22 protein-coding genes are annotated in these 17756 nt (G+C 62.8%); 10 read left to right on the top strand and 12 right to left on the bottom strand.

The features are described 5' to 3' along the window. The first annotated feature begins 158 nt into the window (after positions 1–158). The 5 genes from DS839_RS16670 (at position 159) to DS839_RS16650 (ending at position 3947) form a co-directional block, all read left to right on the top strand. Positions 159–665 carry a DUF805 domain-containing protein gene (locus DS839_RS16670; protein WP_162918597.1) on the top strand — a complete coding sequence of 169 codons (507 nt, stop codon included), beginning with the start codon at positions 159–161 and terminating at the stop codon, positions 663–665. Positions 666–743: 78 nt separating this feature from the next. Then, positions 744–1244: a DUF805 domain-containing protein gene (locus DS839_RS16665; RefSeq protein ID WP_119271570.1), complete on the top strand. Its 501-nt coding sequence runs from the start codon at positions 744–746 to the stop codon at positions 1242–1244. An 81-nt stretch (positions 1245–1325) separates the two neighbouring features. Then, positions 1326–2489, top strand: a complete 1164-nt coding sequence (dapE, locus tag DS839_RS16660; protein WP_119271569.1) for a succinyl-diaminopimelate desuccinylase — start codon at positions 1326–1328, stop codon at positions 2487–2489. Beyond that, positions 2486–3034, top strand: coding sequence for a hypothetical protein (locus DS839_RS16655; RefSeq protein ID WP_119271568.1), 549 nt, complete (start codon positions 2486–2488; stop codon positions 3032–3034). Before dapE ends, DS839_RS16655 begins: the two co-directional genes overlap by 4 nt. 7 nt (positions 3035–3041) lie before the next feature. Beyond that, the gene (locus tag DS839_RS16650) at positions 3042–3947 is read left to right on the top strand and encodes a DMT family transporter (protein WP_119271567.1); all 906 of its coding nucleotides are present in this window, start codon (positions 3042–3044) and stop codon (positions 3945–3947) included. Here the strand turns inward: DS839_RS16650 and truA are convergent. From truA to DS839_RS16635, 3 genes are all read right to left on the bottom strand, one after another. Next, the gene (gene truA / locus DS839_RS16645; protein ID WP_119271566.1) at positions 3928–4665 is read right to left on the bottom strand and encodes a tRNA pseudouridine(38-40) synthase TruA; all 738 of its coding nucleotides are present in this window, start codon (positions 4663–4665) and stop codon (positions 3928–3930) included. The genes DS839_RS16650 and truA overlap by 20 nt on opposite strands. Positions 4666–4716: 51 nt before the next feature. Beyond that, on the bottom strand, positions 4717–4977 hold the full coding sequence (locus DS839_RS16640; protein WP_119271565.1) for a hypothetical protein: 261 nt from the start codon (positions 4975–4977) through the stop codon (positions 4717–4719). Positions 4978–5122: 145 nt separating this feature from the next. Continuing rightward, positions 5123–5551, bottom strand: a complete 429-nt coding sequence (locus tag DS839_RS16635) for an NUDIX hydrolase (protein ID WP_162918596.1) — start codon at positions 5549–5551, stop codon at positions 5123–5125. Between the two features lie 97 nt (positions 5552–5648). On the opposite strand from DS839_RS16635, the gene DS839_RS16630 reads away from it, so the two are divergent. Beyond that, entirely contained in the window at positions 5649–5885 is a 237-nt protein-coding gene (locus DS839_RS16630) for a DUF3606 domain-containing protein (protein ID WP_119271563.1), read from the top strand. Positions 5886–5933: 48 nt separating this feature from the next. Here DS839_RS16630 and DS839_RS16625 read toward each other — a convergent pair whose 3' ends face one another. Then, entirely contained in the window at positions 5934–7154 is a 1221-nt protein-coding gene (locus DS839_RS16625) for an MFS transporter (protein ID WP_119271562.1), read from the bottom strand. Between the two features lie 117 nt (positions 7155–7271). Here DS839_RS16625 and DS839_RS16620 point away from each other — a divergent pair, with 117 nt between their 5' ends. Both DS839_RS16620 and DS839_RS16615 read left to right on the top strand, forming a co-directional pair. After that, positions 7272–7877, top strand: a complete 606-nt coding sequence (locus tag DS839_RS16620) for a TetR/AcrR family transcriptional regulator (protein ID WP_119271561.1) — start codon at positions 7272–7274, stop codon at positions 7875–7877. A gap of 31 nt (positions 7878–7908) precedes the next feature. After that, entirely contained in the window at positions 7909–8583 is a 675-nt protein-coding gene (locus DS839_RS16615; protein ID WP_119271560.1) for an SOS response-associated peptidase, read from the top strand. On the opposite strand, the gene DS839_RS16610 is transcribed toward DS839_RS16615, so the two are convergent. From DS839_RS16610 to DS839_RS16585, 6 genes are all read right to left on the bottom strand, one after another. Further along, complete coding sequence (locus DS839_RS16610) at positions 8580–9473, bottom strand: alpha/beta fold hydrolase (RefSeq protein ID WP_119271559.1); 894 nt, start codon at positions 9471–9473, stop codon at positions 8580–8582. The two genes, DS839_RS16615 and DS839_RS16610, sit on opposite strands and share 4 nt — an antisense overlap. A gap of 49 nt (positions 9474–9522) precedes the next feature. Continuing rightward, positions 9523–9903 carry a rhodanese-like domain-containing protein gene (locus DS839_RS16605; RefSeq protein ID WP_119271558.1) on the bottom strand — a complete coding sequence of 127 codons (381 nt, stop codon included), beginning with the start codon at positions 9901–9903 and terminating at the stop codon, positions 9523–9525. 36 nt (positions 9904–9939) lie between these two features. Further along, entirely contained in the window at positions 9940–11028 is a 1089-nt protein-coding gene (gene aroC / locus DS839_RS16600; protein WP_119271557.1) for a chorismate synthase, read from the bottom strand. A gap of 55 nt (positions 11029–11083) precedes the next feature. Beyond that, complete coding sequence (locus tag DS839_RS16595; protein WP_162918595.1) at positions 11084–11704, bottom strand: histidine phosphatase family protein; 621 nt, start codon at positions 11702–11704, stop codon at positions 11084–11086. Continuing rightward, complete coding sequence (fabI, locus tag DS839_RS16590) at positions 11697–12521, bottom strand: enoyl-ACP reductase FabI (RefSeq protein WP_119271555.1); 825 nt, start codon at positions 12519–12521, stop codon at positions 11697–11699. Before fabI ends, DS839_RS16595 begins: the two co-directional genes overlap by 8 nt. A gap of 95 nt (positions 12522–12616) precedes the next feature. Continuing rightward, positions 12617–13516, bottom strand: coding sequence for an MBL fold metallo-hydrolase (locus DS839_RS16585; RefSeq protein ID WP_119271554.1), 900 nt, complete (start codon positions 13514–13516; stop codon positions 12617–12619). Between the two features lie 82 nt (positions 13517–13598). Between DS839_RS16585 and DS839_RS16580 the strand changes: the two genes are divergently transcribed. Next, a complete protein-coding gene (locus DS839_RS16580; protein WP_119271553.1) occupies positions 13599–14168 on the top strand; it encodes a biotin transporter BioY in 570 nt (189 codons plus the stop codon). Between the two features lie 52 nt (positions 14169–14220). Here the strand turns inward: DS839_RS16580 and DS839_RS16575 are convergent, their stop codons facing one another. Next, positions 14221–15429 carry a CDC27 family protein gene (locus DS839_RS16575; RefSeq protein ID WP_119271552.1) on the bottom strand — a complete coding sequence of 403 codons (1209 nt, stop codon included), beginning with the start codon at positions 15427–15429 and terminating at the stop codon, positions 14221–14223. A gap of 94 nt (positions 15430–15523) precedes the next feature. After that, positions 15524–16597, bottom strand: a complete 1074-nt coding sequence (locus DS839_RS16570; RefSeq protein ID WP_119271551.1) for an alpha/beta hydrolase family protein — start codon at positions 16595–16597, stop codon at positions 15524–15526. Positions 16598–16742: 145 nt separating this feature from the next. Here DS839_RS16570 and DS839_RS16565 point away from each other — a divergent pair, with 145 nt between their 5' ends. Beyond that, the gene (locus DS839_RS16565) at positions 16743–17756 is read left to right on the top strand and encodes a helix-turn-helix domain-containing protein (RefSeq protein ID WP_368911698.1); all 1014 of its coding nucleotides are present in this window, start codon (positions 16743–16745) and stop codon (positions 17754–17756) included.

Here is a 17756-nt window from a genome sequence, read left to right as displayed (position 1 = left end):
TCAATCGCCCCCGGTGGCCGCCCTGATCGGACCTGGAACGGCGATATTGGCTAATCAATTATTACGCGCTTAGGCGAAATCTCGCCTATCGCTTTACGTCAGTTTTAAAGGCGGGTTGGTAGGGTGGCCTCCTCTAGGCGAAGGGGTTGATGATGAACATGCTTGCACTGCTTTTCAGCTTCGGCGGCCGCATCGGCCGGGGGCAGTATTGGCTGGGTTATTTCGTCCAGATCGCTCTGGCGGCTCTGTCCTGGATGTGCCTCCTCACCGGACAGCGCAACGAGAACATCCTGCTTCTTGTCGTCCCCATCATCCTCGCGCCGATCGTGCTGTGGATGGCGCTCGCTGTCATGGCCAAGCGCTATCATGATCGCAACAAGTCGGCCTGGTGGATCCTGATCGCCTTCATCCCGATCGTCGGCGGGATCTGGCAGCTCATCGAACTGGGCCTGCTCAGGGGCACCGACGGCACCAATGACTATGGCCCCGATCCCGCCCACGGCTTCAACGTCGCCGACGACATCGAGACCATGCGCCGCCAGGCCGGCTACAGCACCGCGGCAGCACCCGTCGGCGCGATCAACCGGTCGGTTGCAATGGCCGCGGCGCCGCGGCCGCGCTCGCCCTATACCGATGGCCGGCCGGTCTTCGGCAAGCGTGTCTAGCAGGTTTGACGATAGGGCATTATTCCGCATAGTTGAGCCAAGTGAGGTGAGTCGCCTTGGCTCAATTAGGAGGGTTCAATGGATATCATGTCGATTTTCACCGGCTTTGCCGGCCGGATCAATCGCGCCAAATGGTGGATCGGGACCATCATTCTGGCCATCTTGGCGGTCTTTCTCTACTTCATCCTGGCGGCGATCTTCGGCGCTTCGCTGCCGACCGATCCGGCGCAGCTCGCGTCCTTCATGCGCACCGCCGCCATCATTCAACTGGTTCTCTTGGCCATCATCGCCTATCCGACGACCGCCTTGTGGATCAAGCGGCTGAACGATCGCGACCGGCCGAGCTATTTCGCCTATATCTTCTGGGCGCCTACTGTTCTCTCGGTGCTGGGCGGCATTCTCGGCATCACCATGACGACCGCCGACATGGGCGGCGTCGCTATTCCCACGCAGTCAGGCTTGGGCTGGGTGTTGAGCCTCGCCAGCCTCGCCGTCGGCATCTGGGCCTTGGTCGAGATGGGCATCCTCAAGGGTACTGACGGTCCCAACCAGCACGGACCCGATCCCTTGGCGAAGTAAGCCGGCACCTCGCAATTCTGCTGGTCCGTCATGCGCCCGGTCTTTGTGGCCGGGCGTTATTTTTGTAGCTAGATTGCGCCAATGGAAACCGATCCGCTTCCGCTTCTCGACGACCTGATTCGCTGCCCCTCCGTCACGCCCAACGAAGGCGGTGCGCTCGATTGCCTTGCGGCCTATCTGAGCGCTGCCGGCTTCCAGTGCCAGCGGCTTGTCTTCTCCGAAAAAGGCACGCCCGACGTCGACAATCTCTTCGCCCGTTTCGGCAAGGGTTCGCCGCATCTGTGCTTTGCCGGCCATGCCGACGTCGTGCCGCCGGGACGGCTGGAGGACTGGGCGGCGCCGCCCTTCTCGGCGCACCAGGAAGGGGGCTTCATCTATGGCCGGGGTGCCGCCGACATGAAGGGCTCGATCGCGGCCTTCGCCACGGCGGCCGCCGATGCGGTGCAGGCCGGCACCTTCACCGGCTCGCTCTCGCTCGTGATCACTTGCGATGAGGAGGGGCCCGCCATCAACGGCACGCGCAAGGTTCTCGCCTGGATGAAGGAGAACGGCCATGTTCCCGATCATTGCATCGTCGGCGAGCCGACCTCGACCGAGAAGCTCGGCGACACGATCAAGATCGGCAGGCGCGGCTCGCTGACGGTCAACGTGTCGATCGGCGGCGTCCAGGGTCATGTCGCCTATCCCCACAAGGCCGACAATCCGATCCCCAAGCTCGCCCGCCTGGTCGACCGGCTCTCAGCGTACAAATTCGACGACGGCAATGACCGCTTCGATCCGACGACGCTCGCCTTCACCACCTTCGATGTCGGCAATCCCGCCGTCAATGTCATACCGGCGCGGGCGGAGGCGCGGTTCAACATCCGCTTCAACACCGAGCACACGCATGACACGCTCATCGCGAGCGTCAGGGAGATATGCGGGAGCGTCGAGCGCGAGATGGGCGGAAGCTTCGTCCTCGACTTTACCCATGGCGCCGAGGCCTTCATCACCGAGCCCGGCGCCTTCGTCGGCGTGGTGATCGATGCGATCGAAGAGGAGACCGGCGTCCTCGCCAAGCTTTCGACCTCTGGCGGCACGTCCGATGCCCGCTTCATCAAGGACTATTGCCCGGTTCTGGAATTCGGTCCGCCCAACACCACCATTCATCAGGTCAATGAGGCGATCGCGATTGCCGATCTGCGCAATCTTGCCCAGATCTACCGCACCATCATCGAAGCCTATCTCGGACGGACGCCCGCGTGACGCTGCTCGAAGAGGGGCTTCTGGCCATGCGCGGCTGCTGGCGACTCTTGTGGCGGGACCCTGCGGCATTCGAGGATTTCAACCTCACCATCGAAGGCTTCTGGCGCTCCTTTGCCGTGATCGTGCCGGTCTCTGTCCTCGCCTATCCGATGTTTGTTTCGACCCACGACAGAGCCAATGAGGTTGCGGCCACGGCCGGTGAAGGGCTCCACGAATTGCGGCTCGGCGTCAGCTATCTCTATCTGCTGGCGGGCATCGTGCTCTGGCCGCTGGTGGCGGCGGTGTTGGCGCGGGTCACCGGTGTGGCGCAGAACTACGTGCGCTATATGATCATCTATAACTGGATGCAGGTCCCCATGACGGCTCTCATGCTCATCCCGCATCTGCTTTTTTTCGTCATTCTGGCGAATGCGGCTCTGATCTTCTCCCTCTATGTGAGCTGGTATGTCGCCAAAGCCGGTCTGCAGACGACTGCACCGATCGCCTTTGTCTTCGTGGTGGCCGAATTTGCCTTGACCTACGGGCTCGGCGCGTTGATCCAGTGAATCGGTAATGAAGGCTCTGTGGAATTCGGCTTTCGGCCTCCTGATGATAGCCGGCGGCTTGCTCGGCTTGATGTTGCCTTTCGGCAAGATGGCGACCGAGCGTGGTGTTCCGGGCATGCTGTGGGCCTTCATCGTGTCTTGCGGCGCGGGCTCGGTGCTGCTCCTCGCTCTCGCCCTCAGGCGCAAGCTCTTTCCGCTGACCGCCCGGCGGCTGCGCTATTTCGTCATCACTGCCGCGATATCCTACGCCTTGCCCAATTTCCTGCTGTTTTCGGCGATCCCGCATCTGGGGGCCGGCTATACCGGCATCATGTACACGCTCTCCCCAGTGATCACGCTGGTGCTGGCGCTCCTGCTCGGCGTCAGGAAGCCCAATCTGCTCGGCATCGCCGGCATCATCGTCGGCTTTGCCGGCGCGCTGATCGTGACGTTGACGCGGGGCGAAGCCGGAAGGCCCGCGGATATCGTCTGGGTGCTGATCGGTCTCCTGATCCCGGTATGCCTCGCCATCGGCAATATCTACCGGACCTATGACTGGCCTGAGGGGTCCGGCCCGATCGAGCTTGCGGCCGGGAGCCATGTGGCCGCAGCACTCATGCTGCTTCTGGGGCTTGGCCTGACGGGCCAGGCCGGATCATTCGCGCTTTTGCCCCACATGCCGCTCCTGGTCCTGGCGCAGGTTGTGTCAGCCTCGATGATGTTCTCCGTCTTCTTCCGCCTCCAGGCGGTCGGCGGCCCGGTCTATCTGAGCCAGATCGGCTATGTCGCGGCGGCGATCGGCCTCGGCTCCGGCGTCATTTTTCTGGGCGAGCACTACCAGCTCCTGACCTGGATCGGCGCCGTGATCAGCGTCGTCGGTGTGCTGATGACGACCAAGGCGCAGGCCGAGCAATCTAGTAGTCCACGCGCATGAGATAGAGGCCGGTCGGCGGCGCTACCGGGCCGCAACGGGTGCGGTCGCGGGCGAGGAGAGCGGCCTCAATTTCGCCAATGGGCCATTTGCCGTCGCCGACGAGCTTGAGCGAGCCGACCATCGAGCGCACCTGATGATGCAGGAACGAGCGGGCTTCGACGGTGATGTCGATCATGTCGCCTTGGCGCGTCACAGCGATGCGGTCGAGCGTCTTGATCGGTGATTGCGCCTGGCATTCGGCGGCGCGGAAGGTGGTAAAGTCATGCTTGCCGACAAGCGCTTGCGCGGCGTCATGCATGGCCCGATGATCGAGGGCGACCGGCTGCCACCAGGCCTTGCCGCGCTCGAGCGCCAGCGGTGCCGGCCGGTTGGCGATGCGGTAGAGATAGTGGCGGCGGACGGCCTTGAAGCGCGCATGGAAGTCATCCGTCACCGTCTCGACCGCGAGCACGCTGATCGGATGCGGGCGCAAATGGGCGTTGATGGCGTTGCGCAGCACGCGTGTATCCCACAGGCGGTCGAGATCGACATGCGCCACTTGGCCCCTGGCATGGACGCCGGCATCGGTGCGTCCTGCCGCGTGGACGGTGGGCCTTGTGCCGGTAAGGGTGAAGAAGGCGTCCTCGAGCGCGCCTTGGACGGTCGGCGCATTGGCTTGCAGCTGCCAGCCGGCGAAGGGGTCGCCGTCATATTCGATGGTCATCTTGTAGCGCGCCATGGCGGTCTTATGCCCCGGTCGCGGCCGAAAGACGAAGGTTAATTGAAGATGCTACTGCCGGGTCTTGTTGATGGTGAACTCGCCCGCCCGGATGCGTTCGGGCAGCCTTTCGGCCAGGCGCGCCACCGGCTCCTCGCCATAGGTGGTGACGAGATCCGACATGGCCGCGAAGATCGCGGCGGTCGCCACGCAATCGGGATCGATGCCGTCAAAGACGGCCTCTTCCCAGGCCTCCATGATGTAGCGCAGGGCCGCATATTTGGGCTCGGCCTGAGGCTCGGATGCCGGCAGCTTATGAGTTTCTTTGTCCATTCCATCCATCCGCAATGCCGACGCCCGTTCCACCGGCGACGGCCTGCCCACCAACCGAATCACTGACAATTTGAAATTTATCAGAGCAATGTGGCCGAACTACCCCATCCTTAGGAAAGGGTTAACGGCGGCGTCTTTTTTTGACTCAAGTCGTTAATAATTGCCAGGCCTGGCGGATATAGGCCGCGGTGCCCGGCGTCATGTCGAGCCGGTCGAGCGCCTCGACCTCGGCCCATTGCACATTTGTGGCGTCGTCCCGTGCCTCGGCTTCACCCCGGCGCCAATGGCCAGTGAAGCAGACGATCGAATAATGCGCGACCGCAGTACCCTTCGCGTCGCGCGTGATGGCATCGTCGACATCGACAAGCTTGCTGAGATCGGCCTCGATACCGGTTTCCTCGGCGAGTTCGCGATGGGCCGCGGCGCGCACCGTCTCGCCGAATTCGAGACCGCCGCCGGGCAGGCTCCATTTGCCTTTCCACGGCTCCTTGCCGCGCTCGACCAACAGGACCTTGCCGTCGCGCCACACGCAGGCGCTGACTCCGATTCGCGGCAAGGGTTTCTCGTTGCTCATCCGGCCATCGTAGCAGGTGACGCAACTGCGCCAATGCATTACTTTTGTTGCGCGACTCAGGATGCCGATCCTGAAGCAGGCAACAAGGGAGATGATGATGGCTGACAACAAGAAGGCCCGCGGCAAGGCCGATCGCTCGAAGGTGGCGAAGGGCGAAGCCTATGAGGTGGCCTATTTCGCCAGGAAGCATGGTATCAGCGCTGCTGAGACCCGGGCGCTCATCGACAAGGTCGGAAACGATCGCGCCAAGCTCACGGCGGCCGTAAAGAAAGTGAAGCCGGCCAAGAAGAAGGCCGCCAAGAAGAAGGCGGCCAAAAAGCGCGGCAAAGGCTGATAAGCACGCCCGCGGGCCCGTCAGGGTTAGACGGGCCTCGCGCTTCTACTATTCGCCTGGCGCCGGCATCTCGACTGGCCTCGGGCCTTTCTCTTGGCCGGCCAATATCCGATAGCCGAGCGTGACGGTGAGAAGGGCGGTAGCGCCCGCCGCCACCGACACCCAGAAGCCGCTTGCCGGGCCGAAAGTATCGATGACATAGCCCGAGGCGAATGATCCGACCGCCATGCCGATGCCGATGCCGGTTACCGCCCAGGTCATGCCTTCGGTGAGCTTGGCGGCGGGAATGCGCTGCTCGATGAGGGCGAAGGCCGTGATGAGCGTCGGTGACACCGATGCCCCGGCGAGAAACAGCAAGAGCGCCAGCATCGGAATATTGGCGATGAACAGGAGCGGTAGCGTGGTCAGGGCGGCGACGAGATTGGCGGTCACGAACTGCTGCGCCAGGCTGGCTTTGAGCTTCAGCACGCCGAAGACGAGACCGACCGCCAGCGAGCCTCCGGCATAGCCTGCGAGGATGAAGCTCGCGGCGGCGGGGGCGCCGAATGCTTTGGCCAAAGCGATGACCGTGACCTCGGCCGTCCCGAACAGAGCGCCAAGCGCGATGAGCGCGAAGGTGATGATCTGCAGCGGGCACGAGGCGATTGCCGATTGGCCTCGCGCCTGGCTGACCGGATGCGGGCGAGGCTCGGTCCCCGTCTGGATCACGAACAGAGCGGTGCCGATAGCGAGGAAGATCGTCGCCATCAGCGGTCCGGCTTCGGGAAACCAGGCGACGCTCAAGCCGACCGACAGGACCGAGCCCGTCATATAGAGGACCTCATCGGCGATCGATTCGAACGCGAAGGCGGTATTGAGCTGAGGCGTGTTGCGATAGATCTCGCTCCAGCGGGCGCGGATCATCGCCGGCATGCTGGGCATGAGGGCGGCCAGTATGGCGAAGGCGAACAAGGTCCAGCTCGGCCACCGGAAATGAGTGGCAGCAAGCAAGAGTATGAAGGCGATGACCGAGACGATTGTCGCGGGAACCAGTACGCGCCGCTGCCCGTGCCGGTCCACGAGGCGCGAGACCTGCGGCGAGATTAGCGCATTGGTGAGGGCGAAGACGGCGGACGCGGCACCCGCCAGCCAATATTCGCCGTGGGTTTGCGACAGCATGGCCACGAGGCCCATGGGGACCATGGCGATCGGGAGCCGGGCGACAAAACCGGCGGAAGCAAAGCCGACGGTGCCCGGGGCCCGGAAAATCTCGCGATAGGGGTTGGTCATCACAAACTCCTGGATTCTCGCGTCCAAATCACATACATACGGAATGTATATGATTGATATAGGGACATACGGGACGTATGTCAAATAATATACGTACCGTATGTGATTGTGAGAGCAATGGCCCATAGACCGCGCGCCGAGATGATTGCCGAAACACGGGCAAAGCTGGTTTCAGCCGCCCGGAAAGCCTTCGGCACGGTCGGCTATGCCGAAGCGTCCATGGATGATTTCACCGCCGCGGCCGGCCTGACCCGGGGCGCGCTCTATCATCATTTCGGCGACAAGGAGGGGCTCTTGCGCGCCGTCATCGCCGAGATCGATGGCGAGATGTCGGCGCGGCTCGCCGCGGCGTCTGAGAAGGCCCCATCGCGCTGGCAGGGCTTCGTCGATGAATGTGTCGCCTATGTCGAGATGGCGCTCGAGCCCGAGATCCAGCGCATTGTGCTGCGCGATGGCCCGGCCGTCCTCGGCGATCCTTCGCAATGGCCGGAGCAGGGCAAATGCATCCGCAACATGGCGCGCACTTTGAAGAGCCTGGCGGAAGAAGGAACGATCATTGCCGTCGATCCCGAGGCCATGGCCTATATGATCAATGGTGCGACGCTGCAGGCCTCGCTCATGATCGCCAATGCCGCGGATCCGGAAAAGGCATCGAAGCGGGCGGTGCAGGCGCTGAAGACGATGCTCAACGGTCTCCTGGTGAAACCATCGGCCGGGCTTTGACAGACTCAGACCTTTCGGACAACAAAGGCGCATGTGCAATCTTTTCAGGCTGAAGGCCAGGCCCGACCATTTGCGCGAGCTGCTCCATTACATGGAGGAGCATGATTTTCCGCCGCGCCCTTACATATCGCCGGGCAGTCCGATCGCCATCGTGCGCATGGAGCAGAATGCCCGTCACCTTGCACTGGTGCGCTGGGGCTTCGTTCCGTCCTGGGCGAAGGAAGTGGCGCCGGGCAAGCCACTGACCAATGCCCGCATCGAGACGATCCTGGAGAAAGCCTCGTTCAAGAATGCGATACGCCGGCGGCGCTGCCTCATTCCGGCCGATGGCTATTATGAATGGTCGGGTGAGCTCGGACGCAAGCAGGCCTTTGAGGTCACGCGCGCCGATGGTCGGCCCTTCGCCTTCGCGGGACTCTGGGAACACTGGCTGGGTCCCGATGGCAGCGAGCTCGAGACGGCGGCGATCGTCACGACCGCTTCATTGCCGCCCATGGCCGCGGTCCATCCGCGCATGCCGGTGGTCGTCGCGGAGCATCTCCACGACGACTGGCTCGCCAATGAAAGCGTCGAAGCGGACCGGATGATCGATGCCGTGCTGTCGCATTCTGATCCGACCTTGATCGTCGCGCCGGTCGAGCTCGAGCGCCGCACGCCGGCACCGAAGCCCCCAGCGACTGAGGTCGATCAGCTGTCGCTGTTCTAATCTTTCAAGAGAAAACGAGCGAGCGCATCTGCCGTCTTCTCGGGCAATTCCTCCGGGAAGAAGTGCCCGCCCTCCACGGCTTCGCCGCTGACCTGATCGGCGAATGTCCGCCATAGGCCGAGGGGACCGCCTTCCTTCTCATACCAGCTGTTGAGCGGTCCCTTGCCGCTCCACAGCGCCAGCACTGGACAGGCGATGCGCCGCCCCGCTTTCTCGTCTGCCTCATCATGATCGCGATCGATCGCGGCGGCGGCGCGATATTCCTCGCAAATGGCATGGGCATGCCGGGGGTCGCGCAGGGCCCCGGCATAGGCGCTGCGAATTTCGGGAGGAAAGGTCTCAGGGACAGAGCCCCAATGGTCGAGCGCGCTATCGACGATGTCGGCGGCATTGGTGCTGAGGATGCGTTCCGGCAAGGGTTCGTCCTGCGCCAGCAGCGACCAGGGCCAGAAGCCAACCGCAAAATCGGCGTCGGCGCGGGCCCAGGCCATGCCGGTCGGCACCACGTCGAGCACCGCAAGCCTGTTCACTCGCTCGGGATGGTCGAGCGCCAGACGATAGGCCACCCGGCCGCCGCGATCATGTCCCGCGACGGCAAACTGCCGGAAGCCAAGATGCTCCATGACGCGCACCATGCCGGCCGCCGTCGTCCGTTTGGAATAGGGAGCATGGTCTGCAGCGGAAGGCGGACAGCCGCTTCGCCCGTAGCCCGGGAGGTCAGCGCAGATGACGGTGAACCGGCGGGCAAGGAGCGGCGCCACATCGCGCCACATCAGATGGGTTTGCGGGAAACCATGCAGCAGAAGAAGCGGCGGTCCTTCGCCGGAACGGCGCAGGAAGACCGCCGTTTCTCCCGTCTTGACCTCCGCAGTCTCGAAACCGTCGAACATGCGCAAAGGCAACGGTCGGACGGCGCGTCTGTTCCGCTGATCGGCGACGTCAGGCCGGCTCGGTGTCGAAGCCGCCGTCGGCTGCGTCCTTGAAGCCGCCGAGATTGTGCACCTTGCTGTAGCCCATGTCTTTAAGCACCTTGCCGGCGAGCGCCGAACGGCCGCCCGAGGCGCAATAAAGAACGACTGGCCGGTCCTTGCGGAACTGCGGATCGTGATAGGGCGTGTCTGCATCGGCGCGGAATTCGATCATGCCGCGCGACACATGCACGGCCCCCTTGAGCTTGCCGGTCTTGGCGAGCTCGGTGCCGTCACGGACGTCGACAAGGAGGGCATTCTCTTTCGTCACGAGCTTGCGCGCCTCATCGACGCTGATCTTCGGCACGACTGCATTGGCATCGCTCATGAGCTGCTTGACGGACAGGACCATGCATATCTCCTATGTGGACAATGCGCCCCAGGACAATCACGCGCCGATCTGGCCGCGATGCCTGAGGAAATGATCGGCAAGAACGATGGCGAGCATCGCCTCGCCCACCGGCACGGCGCGGATACCGACGCACGGATCATGGCGGCCGGTCGTCATGATGTCGGTGTTCTCGCCGGTTGACGTCACCGTCTTGCGCGGCGACAGGATCGACGAGGTTGGCTTGACCGCGAAGCGCACCACGATCTCCTGGCCGGTCGAGATGCCGCCCAATATGCCGCCGGCATGATTGGTGCTGAACTCGGTCTTGCCGTGGCGCACGCGCATCTCGTCGGAATTCTCTTCACCGGACAGCGTCGCTGCGGCGAAGCCGGCGCCGATCTCGACGCCTTTCACCGCATTGATGCTCATCATTGCCGCGGCGATCTCCTGGTCGAGCTTGCCATAGATGGGGGCGCCCCAGCCCGCCGGCACGCCGCTCGCCACCACTTCGATGATGGCGCCGCAGGACGATCCGGCCTTGCGCACCTCATCGAGATATTGCGACCACGGCTCGACGATGGACGCGTCGGGCGCGAAGAACGGATTGCGCTCCACCTCATCCCAGTCCCAATGGATGCGGTCGATCTTGTGCGGACCGATCTGGATCAGGGCGCCGCGCACGATGACGTTCGGGATGATCTTGCGCGCAATGGCGCCGGCCGCGACCCGCGCCGCCGTCTCGCGTGCCGAGGACCGTCCGCCGCCGCGATAGTCGCGCACCCCATATTTGGCAAGGTAGGTGTAATCGGCGTGGCCGGGACGAAACTTGTCGCGGATCGCAGTGTAGTCCTTGGAGCGCTGATCGACATTCTCGATGACGAGCGCGATCGGCGTGCCGGTGGTCACCTGGCCAGGGGTGCGGTCGTCCTCGAAGACGCCGGAGAGGATCTTCACTTGGTCCGGCTCGCGCCGTTGCGTGGTGAAGCGCGACTGGCCGGGCTTGCGCTTGTCGAGAAAGATCTGGATGTCGGCTTCGGCGAGCGCAATCCCCGGCGGACAGCCATCGACGACGCAGCCGATCGCCGGCCCGTGGCTTTCGCCGAAGGTCGTCATCCTGAACATGTGGCCGAAGCTGTTGTACGACATGGGCCACTGCTTAAGGCGCAATGGCGATGGCGTCAAATAGCGGGAGCGTTACCGTTTACGCCCGGAAATCTCCCTTGGGATTGCCCTCGGTGTCGAACCAGTCGATGCGTCCGTCCTGAAGCCGGCAGAAATGCCCTTGCGGTGTCGGCGTCTTGATGAGAGTAGCGGGGGGAAGATCCGACACAAGCCCGATCAGGCAGCGTCCGATGGCGCCATGCGCGACGATGACGGTCGGGCCGTCGATGCGACCGATCCACTGCCTGACGCGCTCGAGGCCTTCCTCATAGCTTTCGCCGTCCGGGGGACGCCAGCGGAAGCGCTCTTCGAGGTTCTTCGGATATTGCGAATCCGTCTTGAGGTCCTTGAAGAAATGGCCTTCCCAGATGCCGAAGGCGAGCTCCAGCATGGCGGGCTCGCTCTCCGCGCGATTTTCGGGCAGGTCGAATTCGCGCAGCAGATGACCCATGGTTTGGCGGGTACGCGTCAGCGGGCTCGCGACGAAGAGGTCGATCTTGGTGTCGCGCAGGAAATTCTTGAGGCCGCGCGAAATGGCAATCGCCTGCTGATGGCCGTTATCGTTGAGCGGGATGTCGATCTGGCCCTGGATGCGGCCTTCGCGGTTCCAGTCGGTCTCGCCGTGACGGATGAAATAGATCGGCGGATTGGGCTCAATCACCGTTCGGCGCAACCGTGATATCGGGCGCTTCGGGATTCTTCATGCCGACGATATGGTAACCGGCATCGACATGCATGATCTCGCCGGTGACGCCGCGGCCGAGATCGGAGAGCAGGTAAAGCCCCGAATCGCCGACCTCATCGATGGTCACCGTGCGCCTGAGAGGGGAGTTATATTCGTTCCATTTGAGGATGTAGCGGAAGTCGCCGATGCCCGATGCGGCGAGCGTCTTGATCGGTCCGGCCGAGATGGCGTTGACCCTGATGTTCTTCGGACCGAGATCGGCCGCCATATAGCGCACCGAGGCTTCGAGCGCTGCCTTGGCGACACCCATCACATTGTAGTGCGGCATCCATTTCTCCGCCCCGTAATAGGTGAGGGTGAGGAGTGCGCCGCCTTTTTCCATCAGTTTCTCGGCCCGCTGCGCGATGGCCGTGAAGCTGTAGCAGGAGATGAACATCGTCTTGGTGAAATTGTCCGCGGTCGTATCGACATAGCGCCCGGTAAGCTCGTCCTTGTCGGAGAAGGCGATGGCATGGACGACGAAATCGATGCCGCCCCAAGCTTTGCCGACGGCGGCGAAAGTCTGGTCGACCGAGGCCATGTCGGTGACGTCGCAAGGCAGCACGAGCTTGGACCCGATCCCGGCCGCCAGAGGCTCGACCCGCTTCTTGAGCGCATCGCCCTGATAGGTGAAGGCGAGCTCCGCCCCATGGCGCGCCAAGGCTTGGGCGATGCCCCATCCGATCGACCGGTTATTGGCAACACCCATGATGAGGCCGCGTTTGCCAGCCATTAAGCCTTTGGATTCACTCATGATTCGCTCTGGTTGCGGACGCGGGATGGGGGACATCCCGGCGGCGCGTTTCTGGCATAGATGTTTTCAGAGGTCCACCTTTAAAGACATACAATTTATGTTGCGAAATATTGTACGCCGGCCGCCCCTCGGGGCTCTGCGCGAACCAGGCCGCGCTCGATCAGATGCTCGATATGGGCCAGCGTCGAGAGGCCGGCCGCCGCATGGAGCTTCGGATCGATATCGGCATAATTCGCCTTGACGATCTCCTCGATGCTGCGGTCGCCGGCCTTGAGCCGCGTGACGATCGCATCCTCGCGCATTCTCCGGTGGGTGAGATAGGCTCTGACCAGCGGTCTGGGGTCGCGCCGCGACGGCCCATGGGCCGGGTGATAGACATCGTCGTCGCGCTCCAGCAAGAGCCGCAAGGAAGCGAAATACTGGCCCATATTGCCGTCGGGAGGGGCAATGACGCTGGTCGACCAAGCCATCACGTGATCGCCGCAGAGCAGCGCCTTCTCCTCGCGAAGCGCAAAGCTCATATGGTTGGACATGTGGCCCGGCGTGAACACGCCTTCGAGGCTCCAGCCTATGCCCGATATCACCTCGCCATGACGAAGTTTGATATCGGGGTCGAAATCCGCATCGATGCTGGCATCGAGCCTTAAGCCCTCTTGTTCCGGCTGATCGGCTACCGGTCCATAACCGACGATGGCGGCTCCGGTCGCGCGTTTGAGCTTGGACGCCAGCGGCGAATGATCGAGATGACTATGGGTAACAAGGATATGGCTGACAGTCTCGCCTTTGACGGCGGCGAGGAGGGCTGCGAGATGGGCGTCACTGGCGGGGCCGGGGTCAATGATCGCTACCTGGCCATGGCCGATGATGAAGCTCGAAGTGCCTTTGAAGGTGAAGGGACCCGGATTGTCCGCCAGCACCCGGCGGATGAGCGGTGAGACCACCATCGTCGTCTCAGATGGGACATCGAATGAACGGTCGAAATTGAGCGAAGCCATGAAGCCAAAAGATCAGGTTGTGACGGGGGCAGGCCCGCTCTATAGTCCGGGCCGAATTCAGGGGATCAACAAGAGGGTACAGATGACCACACCGACGACGACACTGGCAAGCCGGATCTGGCAGGTATCGGGATCCTGGAAGAAGCAGGCCCTGCTTGTGGTTCTGGGCAGCCTCTTCATCGCCATTTGCGCGCAGATCAACATACCGCTGCCGCTCGTGCCCATCACGTTGCAGACCTTCGCCGTGCTTGCGGTTGGCGCCGCTTTCGGCATGCGTCTCGGTGCGGCGACGGTTGCGCTCTACGTTCTCGAAGGCACGCTGGGTCTGCCGGTTTTCGCTGAATTTCGCGCCGGGCCTGCCGTGCTGATGGGGCCGACGGGCGGCTATCTGATCGGCTTCGTCCTCGCTGCCGCGCTGGTCGGCTGGTTCGCCGAGCGGGGCTTTGACCGCCGCGTGCTCACCATGTTCGGCGTGATGATGCTGGGCGCCGCTGTGCTCTACATTCCGGGCCTGCTCTGGCTCGCCAACTTCACGGGCTATGACAAGGTCCTCGAGCTCGGCCTCTATCCCTTCCTGTGGGGCGATCTGTTGAAGGCGGCGTTGGCGGCCGTTGCGTTCCCGACTGCCTGGAGCTTCCTCGGCAAGCGCTGAGGCTATTCGTCGAACTGATTGTGAAGGCGCGGGATCGACTCCCGCGCCTTTTTCATGCGATGACCGGCAGAGCTGTCGCGGCAATGCGGGCCTGGAATTGTGGGACGGCTTGCACCGTTCGAAAGGCAGGATCGACACTGTAGTCGACGACCGAGTCCTCATCCCTGGCCAGCGCTTCCGCGAGGAAGCGGGCAGCGTTCCGCCAATCGTTTCGCAAGCCGTGTATGTGCGCCATGTAATAGGCGGTCACCTTGCCTTGGCCGAAATGCGGTTCGGCAGTGGCCATCATCCGATCAGCCATGCCTGGCGGTCCTGCGGTCTGCAATCCTTTGACGCCGGCAGCGACGATCGCCAATCCTTCCGCGAAATCCTTCAGGCGAAACAATCTCTCCGACACGGCCAGATAGCCGGCATAATCCTCACGCGCCAGATGGATGAAGATCAGCCCCCAATAAGGCGGCAGGTAGTCGGGTTCGTTGGCGATGAGCTGCGTGATCAACCGCTCGGCCTCGGCCGGATTGCCGGCGCGAAACAGGATGAGAGCTTTGGCCGACAGAATTGAGCGCGATTGCGGATCGAGTGCCTGCGCCTTGTCGATCTGACGGAGAGCCTCATGAAAACGGCCGGCATAGAGGAGCGCTTCGGCGTGCCAATGCAGCGCCTGGACCGATTGGGGGTCGAGGGCTAAGGCAAGCTCGAAGCGCTTGAGGCCCTGCTCGGTTTGGCGGAGCCAGAAGAATTCGATGTCGGCGAGCACGCTCTGCGCCTCGGAGAGGGTCGGATCGAGGAGAATGGCGCGCTCGGCCGCAGCCTTGGCGAGGGGAAAGCCGTGCGCCGGCGTCACCACGTCCAGCTCCACCATCAGGTCGTAGCTGGTCGCCAACCCTGCATGGGCCGGAGCATGATCCGGGTCCACGGCAATGACCTGCGTGAAGATCTCGACAGCCTGGCCGAGGCTTGCCGGCGTGCGCTTCTGCCAGAGATAGACGCCGTTCAGATAGAGATCGTTGGTCGGTTGCGATGTCTTGACCGACCGGATTGCACGCGAGCGGCTGGGCTTCTTGCTGTTGCGCAACCAGACTTCCAGGTCATTCCTATAAGCATAGACCGGGCTGCGCCCGCCACCCGGTATCCGGCGTACCGGCAGGCCACGCCGATGCTCCCAGCGTTTGACCGTCCGCTCGTCGCGGCCGAAAAAGGCTGCGATCTCTTTCCAGCTGTCGAGCCGCCCGCTGCCACGGCCACCCGGTCCTTCGGCCATCCACGCCTCCACGGTGCCTGCAAGACTCTGATGTAGGGGCTCGAAGTCATAGCAATTTGCTGCTCGGGGTCAACGGCGTGGGTGTTTCTGACCGTCACATCGCGGTATCGAGGCTTTTGGTGAACGCCTCGGCGATCATGGCCCGCAATTGTGTGTGAATATCGGCGCGGCTCCGAACGCCGCCATCGTCGCATAGACGGTCGGCATCGCCGAGCGATTTCAAGAACTCGGCGCCGCCGGCCTGGCATTCGGCGAGGAAGCTGAAATGCACCGCATCGTCGACCTGCGTATAGGTGCTGTTGGGCACGAGCTTCGCCAGCTTGTCGGCAATCACGGCAACCGGGATGGTTCTGGGGCGGCCGAGATTGATGAAATGCAGCGGAATGGCAATCTGCTTCAGGCTTTCTGCGACATAGGCTTGCGCCAGGGAGGGATCGACAAGCACCGCCGCTCTTATGCGCGGGTCGAGATTTGACTGCTCGAAGCGGTTCTTGTCGATCTTGCGCAGATCGACCTTCTCGGTTGCGACCGCCTTGCCTTCGACATAGCCTTTGCCGCCGGCGAACCACATGCAATCGGCCATGGCCCTGTAGGTATCGCAGTAGCGCGCATAGGCTTCGAGGTCGGCTCGCGCGCCCGAAATCTCCATCGCCGCCGCGCCGCCGAGCGAGAAGCCGAGCACGCCGATCTTCTCCTCGGCGATGAGGCCTTTCCATTGCGGATCACTGGTCAGCGCGGTCAGGATGATCGACAGATCCTGCGTGCGCTCCCATAGCTTCGGCGTGTCGATGGGGGTCGAATCGCCACTGGTGGTGCCGGGATGGTTGGGGCCGGCGACAATGAAGCCGGCTTCGACAAGGCCCGCCGCAAGCCAGCCCAGATTCTCGATCCGGGCGCCCGAACCATGCGATATCAGGATGAGCGGATGATGGCCGGGTGCTACCGGCGCGTCGCCGAAGGCTGGCGTGCCCTTGAACAGCTTATTGTCGCCGATCAAGGTTTCCTTGCCGCCTTTCCGGGCCGGATACCAGATCGTGACGGCCAGAGCCTTGCCGCGCTGGGGCGAGGCGACCGCTATCTTGCGGACACCGATGACATCCCCGGCAAGAGCCGGCTGACCGACCATGGTCGCGATCATCAGCAAGAGAAGGAAAAGTGCAGGTTTCATCAGGCTCTCCGAGGTGCAGGGCTAGATGCCCTTGTGGCCGCCTTGGGCCGGATGAGCGTCCTCGATCATGTTTGAGGTCGTGCCGGATCGCGATTCAGGCCATTGTTCCCTCAATCCGGTCGGTCGGGAGATATCCTTGCTTTTCGTGCCTCTGCCCTTTGTCGTGGCCCTGCTGTTGGCGATCCTGTTCATCGCTCTGGTGCGCGGGGAGGACACGGCACCGGCCAACCGGCCGTTCCTGGCGCTCATCGCTCTTTGCGCCCTGCAATCGGTTCTCGTCGGTCTGCACTGGGGCTACGGTGTAGAGCAAGTCCGCTTCGTACGACCGGTGCTGGCTGCGATCGTGCCGCCATTGGTCTATGCGAGTTTCCGCAGCCTCACCCATCGCGATCACGAATATAGGCACCTGGATTACGTGATCCATCTCGCACCGGCAGCTCTTATCGTCCTGCTGATCTTCACCTGGCGGATGCTGATCGATCCTGTCCTGGTGATCCTCTATGTGGCCTATGCTTTTGTCATCCTGCGTCTTGGACGCTCCGGTCCCGACGCCCTGGACGAAGCGCGATTCGAAGGCGCACTGCCGGCCTACCGCGCCATGCAGATCGCCGCGGTAGCCCTCTGCCTTTCCGCCCTTGTCGATCTCCTCGTGGCTCTCGATTTCGAATGGACGAGAGGGGCCAATGCCGCCCTGATCGTCACCAATGCCAACATCTTCGGGCTCTTCCTGTTCGGTCTCACCGCCTCTGTTGCGGGCAGGAGCCGGCCGGCGCCCGAAGCAAAGCATGAAACAGCGCCGCAACCGTCAGCGGCCAGCGCCGAGGACCGCAATGTCCTCTCGCGCATCGATGAGCTGATGCTCGGCCAGAAGCTCTACCGCGACGAGAATCTCAATCTGACCCGTCTGGCACGGCGTGCCGGCATTCCGGCGCGGCAAATATCCGGCGTCATCAACCGGCTCACAGCCAAGAACGTCTCGCAGTATGTCAATGATCACCGCATTGCCGAAGCCTGTCGTCTTTTGCAGGACACCGACCATGCGGTAACGGCGGTGATGTTCGAATCGGGCTTTCAGACCAAGTCCAACTTCAACCGCGAGTTCCGCCGCGTGACCGGGCTGAGCCCCATCGCCTGGCGGGAGAAGAACGCGGCAAGCTGA

The sequence above is a fragment of the Taklimakanibacter deserti genome (assembly GCA_003574785.1).
Note: the sequence above shows the minus strand (reverse complement) of the source record. Positions and strands in the feature narration are given on the sequence as shown.

What these genes read in the sequence shown, in the direction of transcription:
- DS839_RS16670 (WP_162918597.1), top strand. Translation starts at nt 159, where the DNA reads ATGCTTGCACTGCTTTTCAGCTTCGGCGGCCGCATCGGCCGGGGGCAG.
- DS839_RS16665 (WP_119271570.1), top strand. Translation starts at nt 744, where the DNA reads ATGGATATCATGTCGATTTTCACCGGCTTTGCCGGCCGGATCAATCGC.
- dapE (WP_119271569.1), top strand. Translation starts at nt 1,326, where the DNA reads ATGGAAACCGATCCGCTTCCGCTTCTCGACGACCTGATTCGCTGCCCC.
- DS839_RS16650 (WP_119271567.1), top strand. Translation starts at nt 3,042, where the DNA reads ATGAAGGCTCTGTGGAATTCGGCTTTCGGCCTCCTGATGATAGCCGGC.
- truA (WP_119271566.1), bottom strand. Translation starts at nt 4,665, where the DNA reads ATGGCGCGCTACAAGATGACCATCGAATATGACGGCGACCCCTTCGCC.
- DS839_RS16640 (WP_119271565.1), bottom strand. Translation starts at nt 4,977, where the DNA reads ATGGACAAAGAAACTCATAAGCTGCCGGCATCCGAGCCTCAGGCCGAG.
- DS839_RS16635 (WP_162918596.1), bottom strand. Translation starts at nt 5,551, where the DNA reads ATGAGCAACGAGAAACCCTTGCCGCGAATCGGAGTCAGCGCCTGCGTG.
- DS839_RS16630 (WP_119271563.1), top strand. Translation starts at nt 5,649, where the DNA reads ATGGCTGACAACAAGAAGGCCCGCGGCAAGGCCGATCGCTCGAAGGTG.
- DS839_RS16625 (WP_119271562.1), bottom strand. Translation starts at nt 7,154, where the DNA reads ATGACCAACCCCTATCGCGAGATTTTCCGGGCCCCGGGCACCGTCGGC.
- DS839_RS16620 (WP_119271561.1), top strand. Translation starts at nt 7,272, where the DNA reads ATGGCCCATAGACCGCGCGCCGAGATGATTGCCGAAACACGGGCAAAG.
- DS839_RS16615 (WP_119271560.1), top strand. Translation starts at nt 7,909, where the DNA reads ATGTGCAATCTTTTCAGGCTGAAGGCCAGGCCCGACCATTTGCGCGAG.
- DS839_RS16610 (WP_119271559.1), bottom strand. Translation starts at nt 9,473, where the DNA reads ATGTTCGACGGTTTCGAGACTGCGGAGGTCAAGACGGGAGAAACGGCG.
- DS839_RS16605 (WP_119271558.1), bottom strand. Translation starts at nt 9,903, where the DNA reads ATGGTCCTGTCCGTCAAGCAGCTCATGAGCGATGCCAATGCAGTCGTG.
- aroC (WP_119271557.1), bottom strand. Translation starts at nt 11,028, where the DNA reads ATGTCGTACAACAGCTTCGGCCACATGTTCAGGATGACGACCTTCGGC.
- fabI (WP_119271555.1), bottom strand. Translation starts at nt 12,521, where the DNA reads ATGAGTGAATCCAAAGGCTTAATGGCTGGCAAACGCGGCCTCATCATG.
- DS839_RS16585 (WP_119271554.1), bottom strand. Translation starts at nt 13,516, where the DNA reads ATGGCTTCGCTCAATTTCGACCGTTCATTCGATGTCCCATCTGAGACG.
- DS839_RS16580 (WP_119271553.1), top strand. Translation starts at nt 13,599, where the DNA reads ATGACCACACCGACGACGACACTGGCAAGCCGGATCTGGCAGGTATCG.
- DS839_RS16575 (WP_119271552.1), bottom strand. Translation starts at nt 15,429, where the DNA reads ATGGCCGAAGGACCGGGTGGCCGTGGCAGCGGGCGGCTCGACAGCTGG.
- DS839_RS16570 (WP_119271551.1), bottom strand. Translation starts at nt 16,597, where the DNA reads ATGAAACCTGCACTTTTCCTTCTCTTGCTGATGATCGCGACCATGGTC.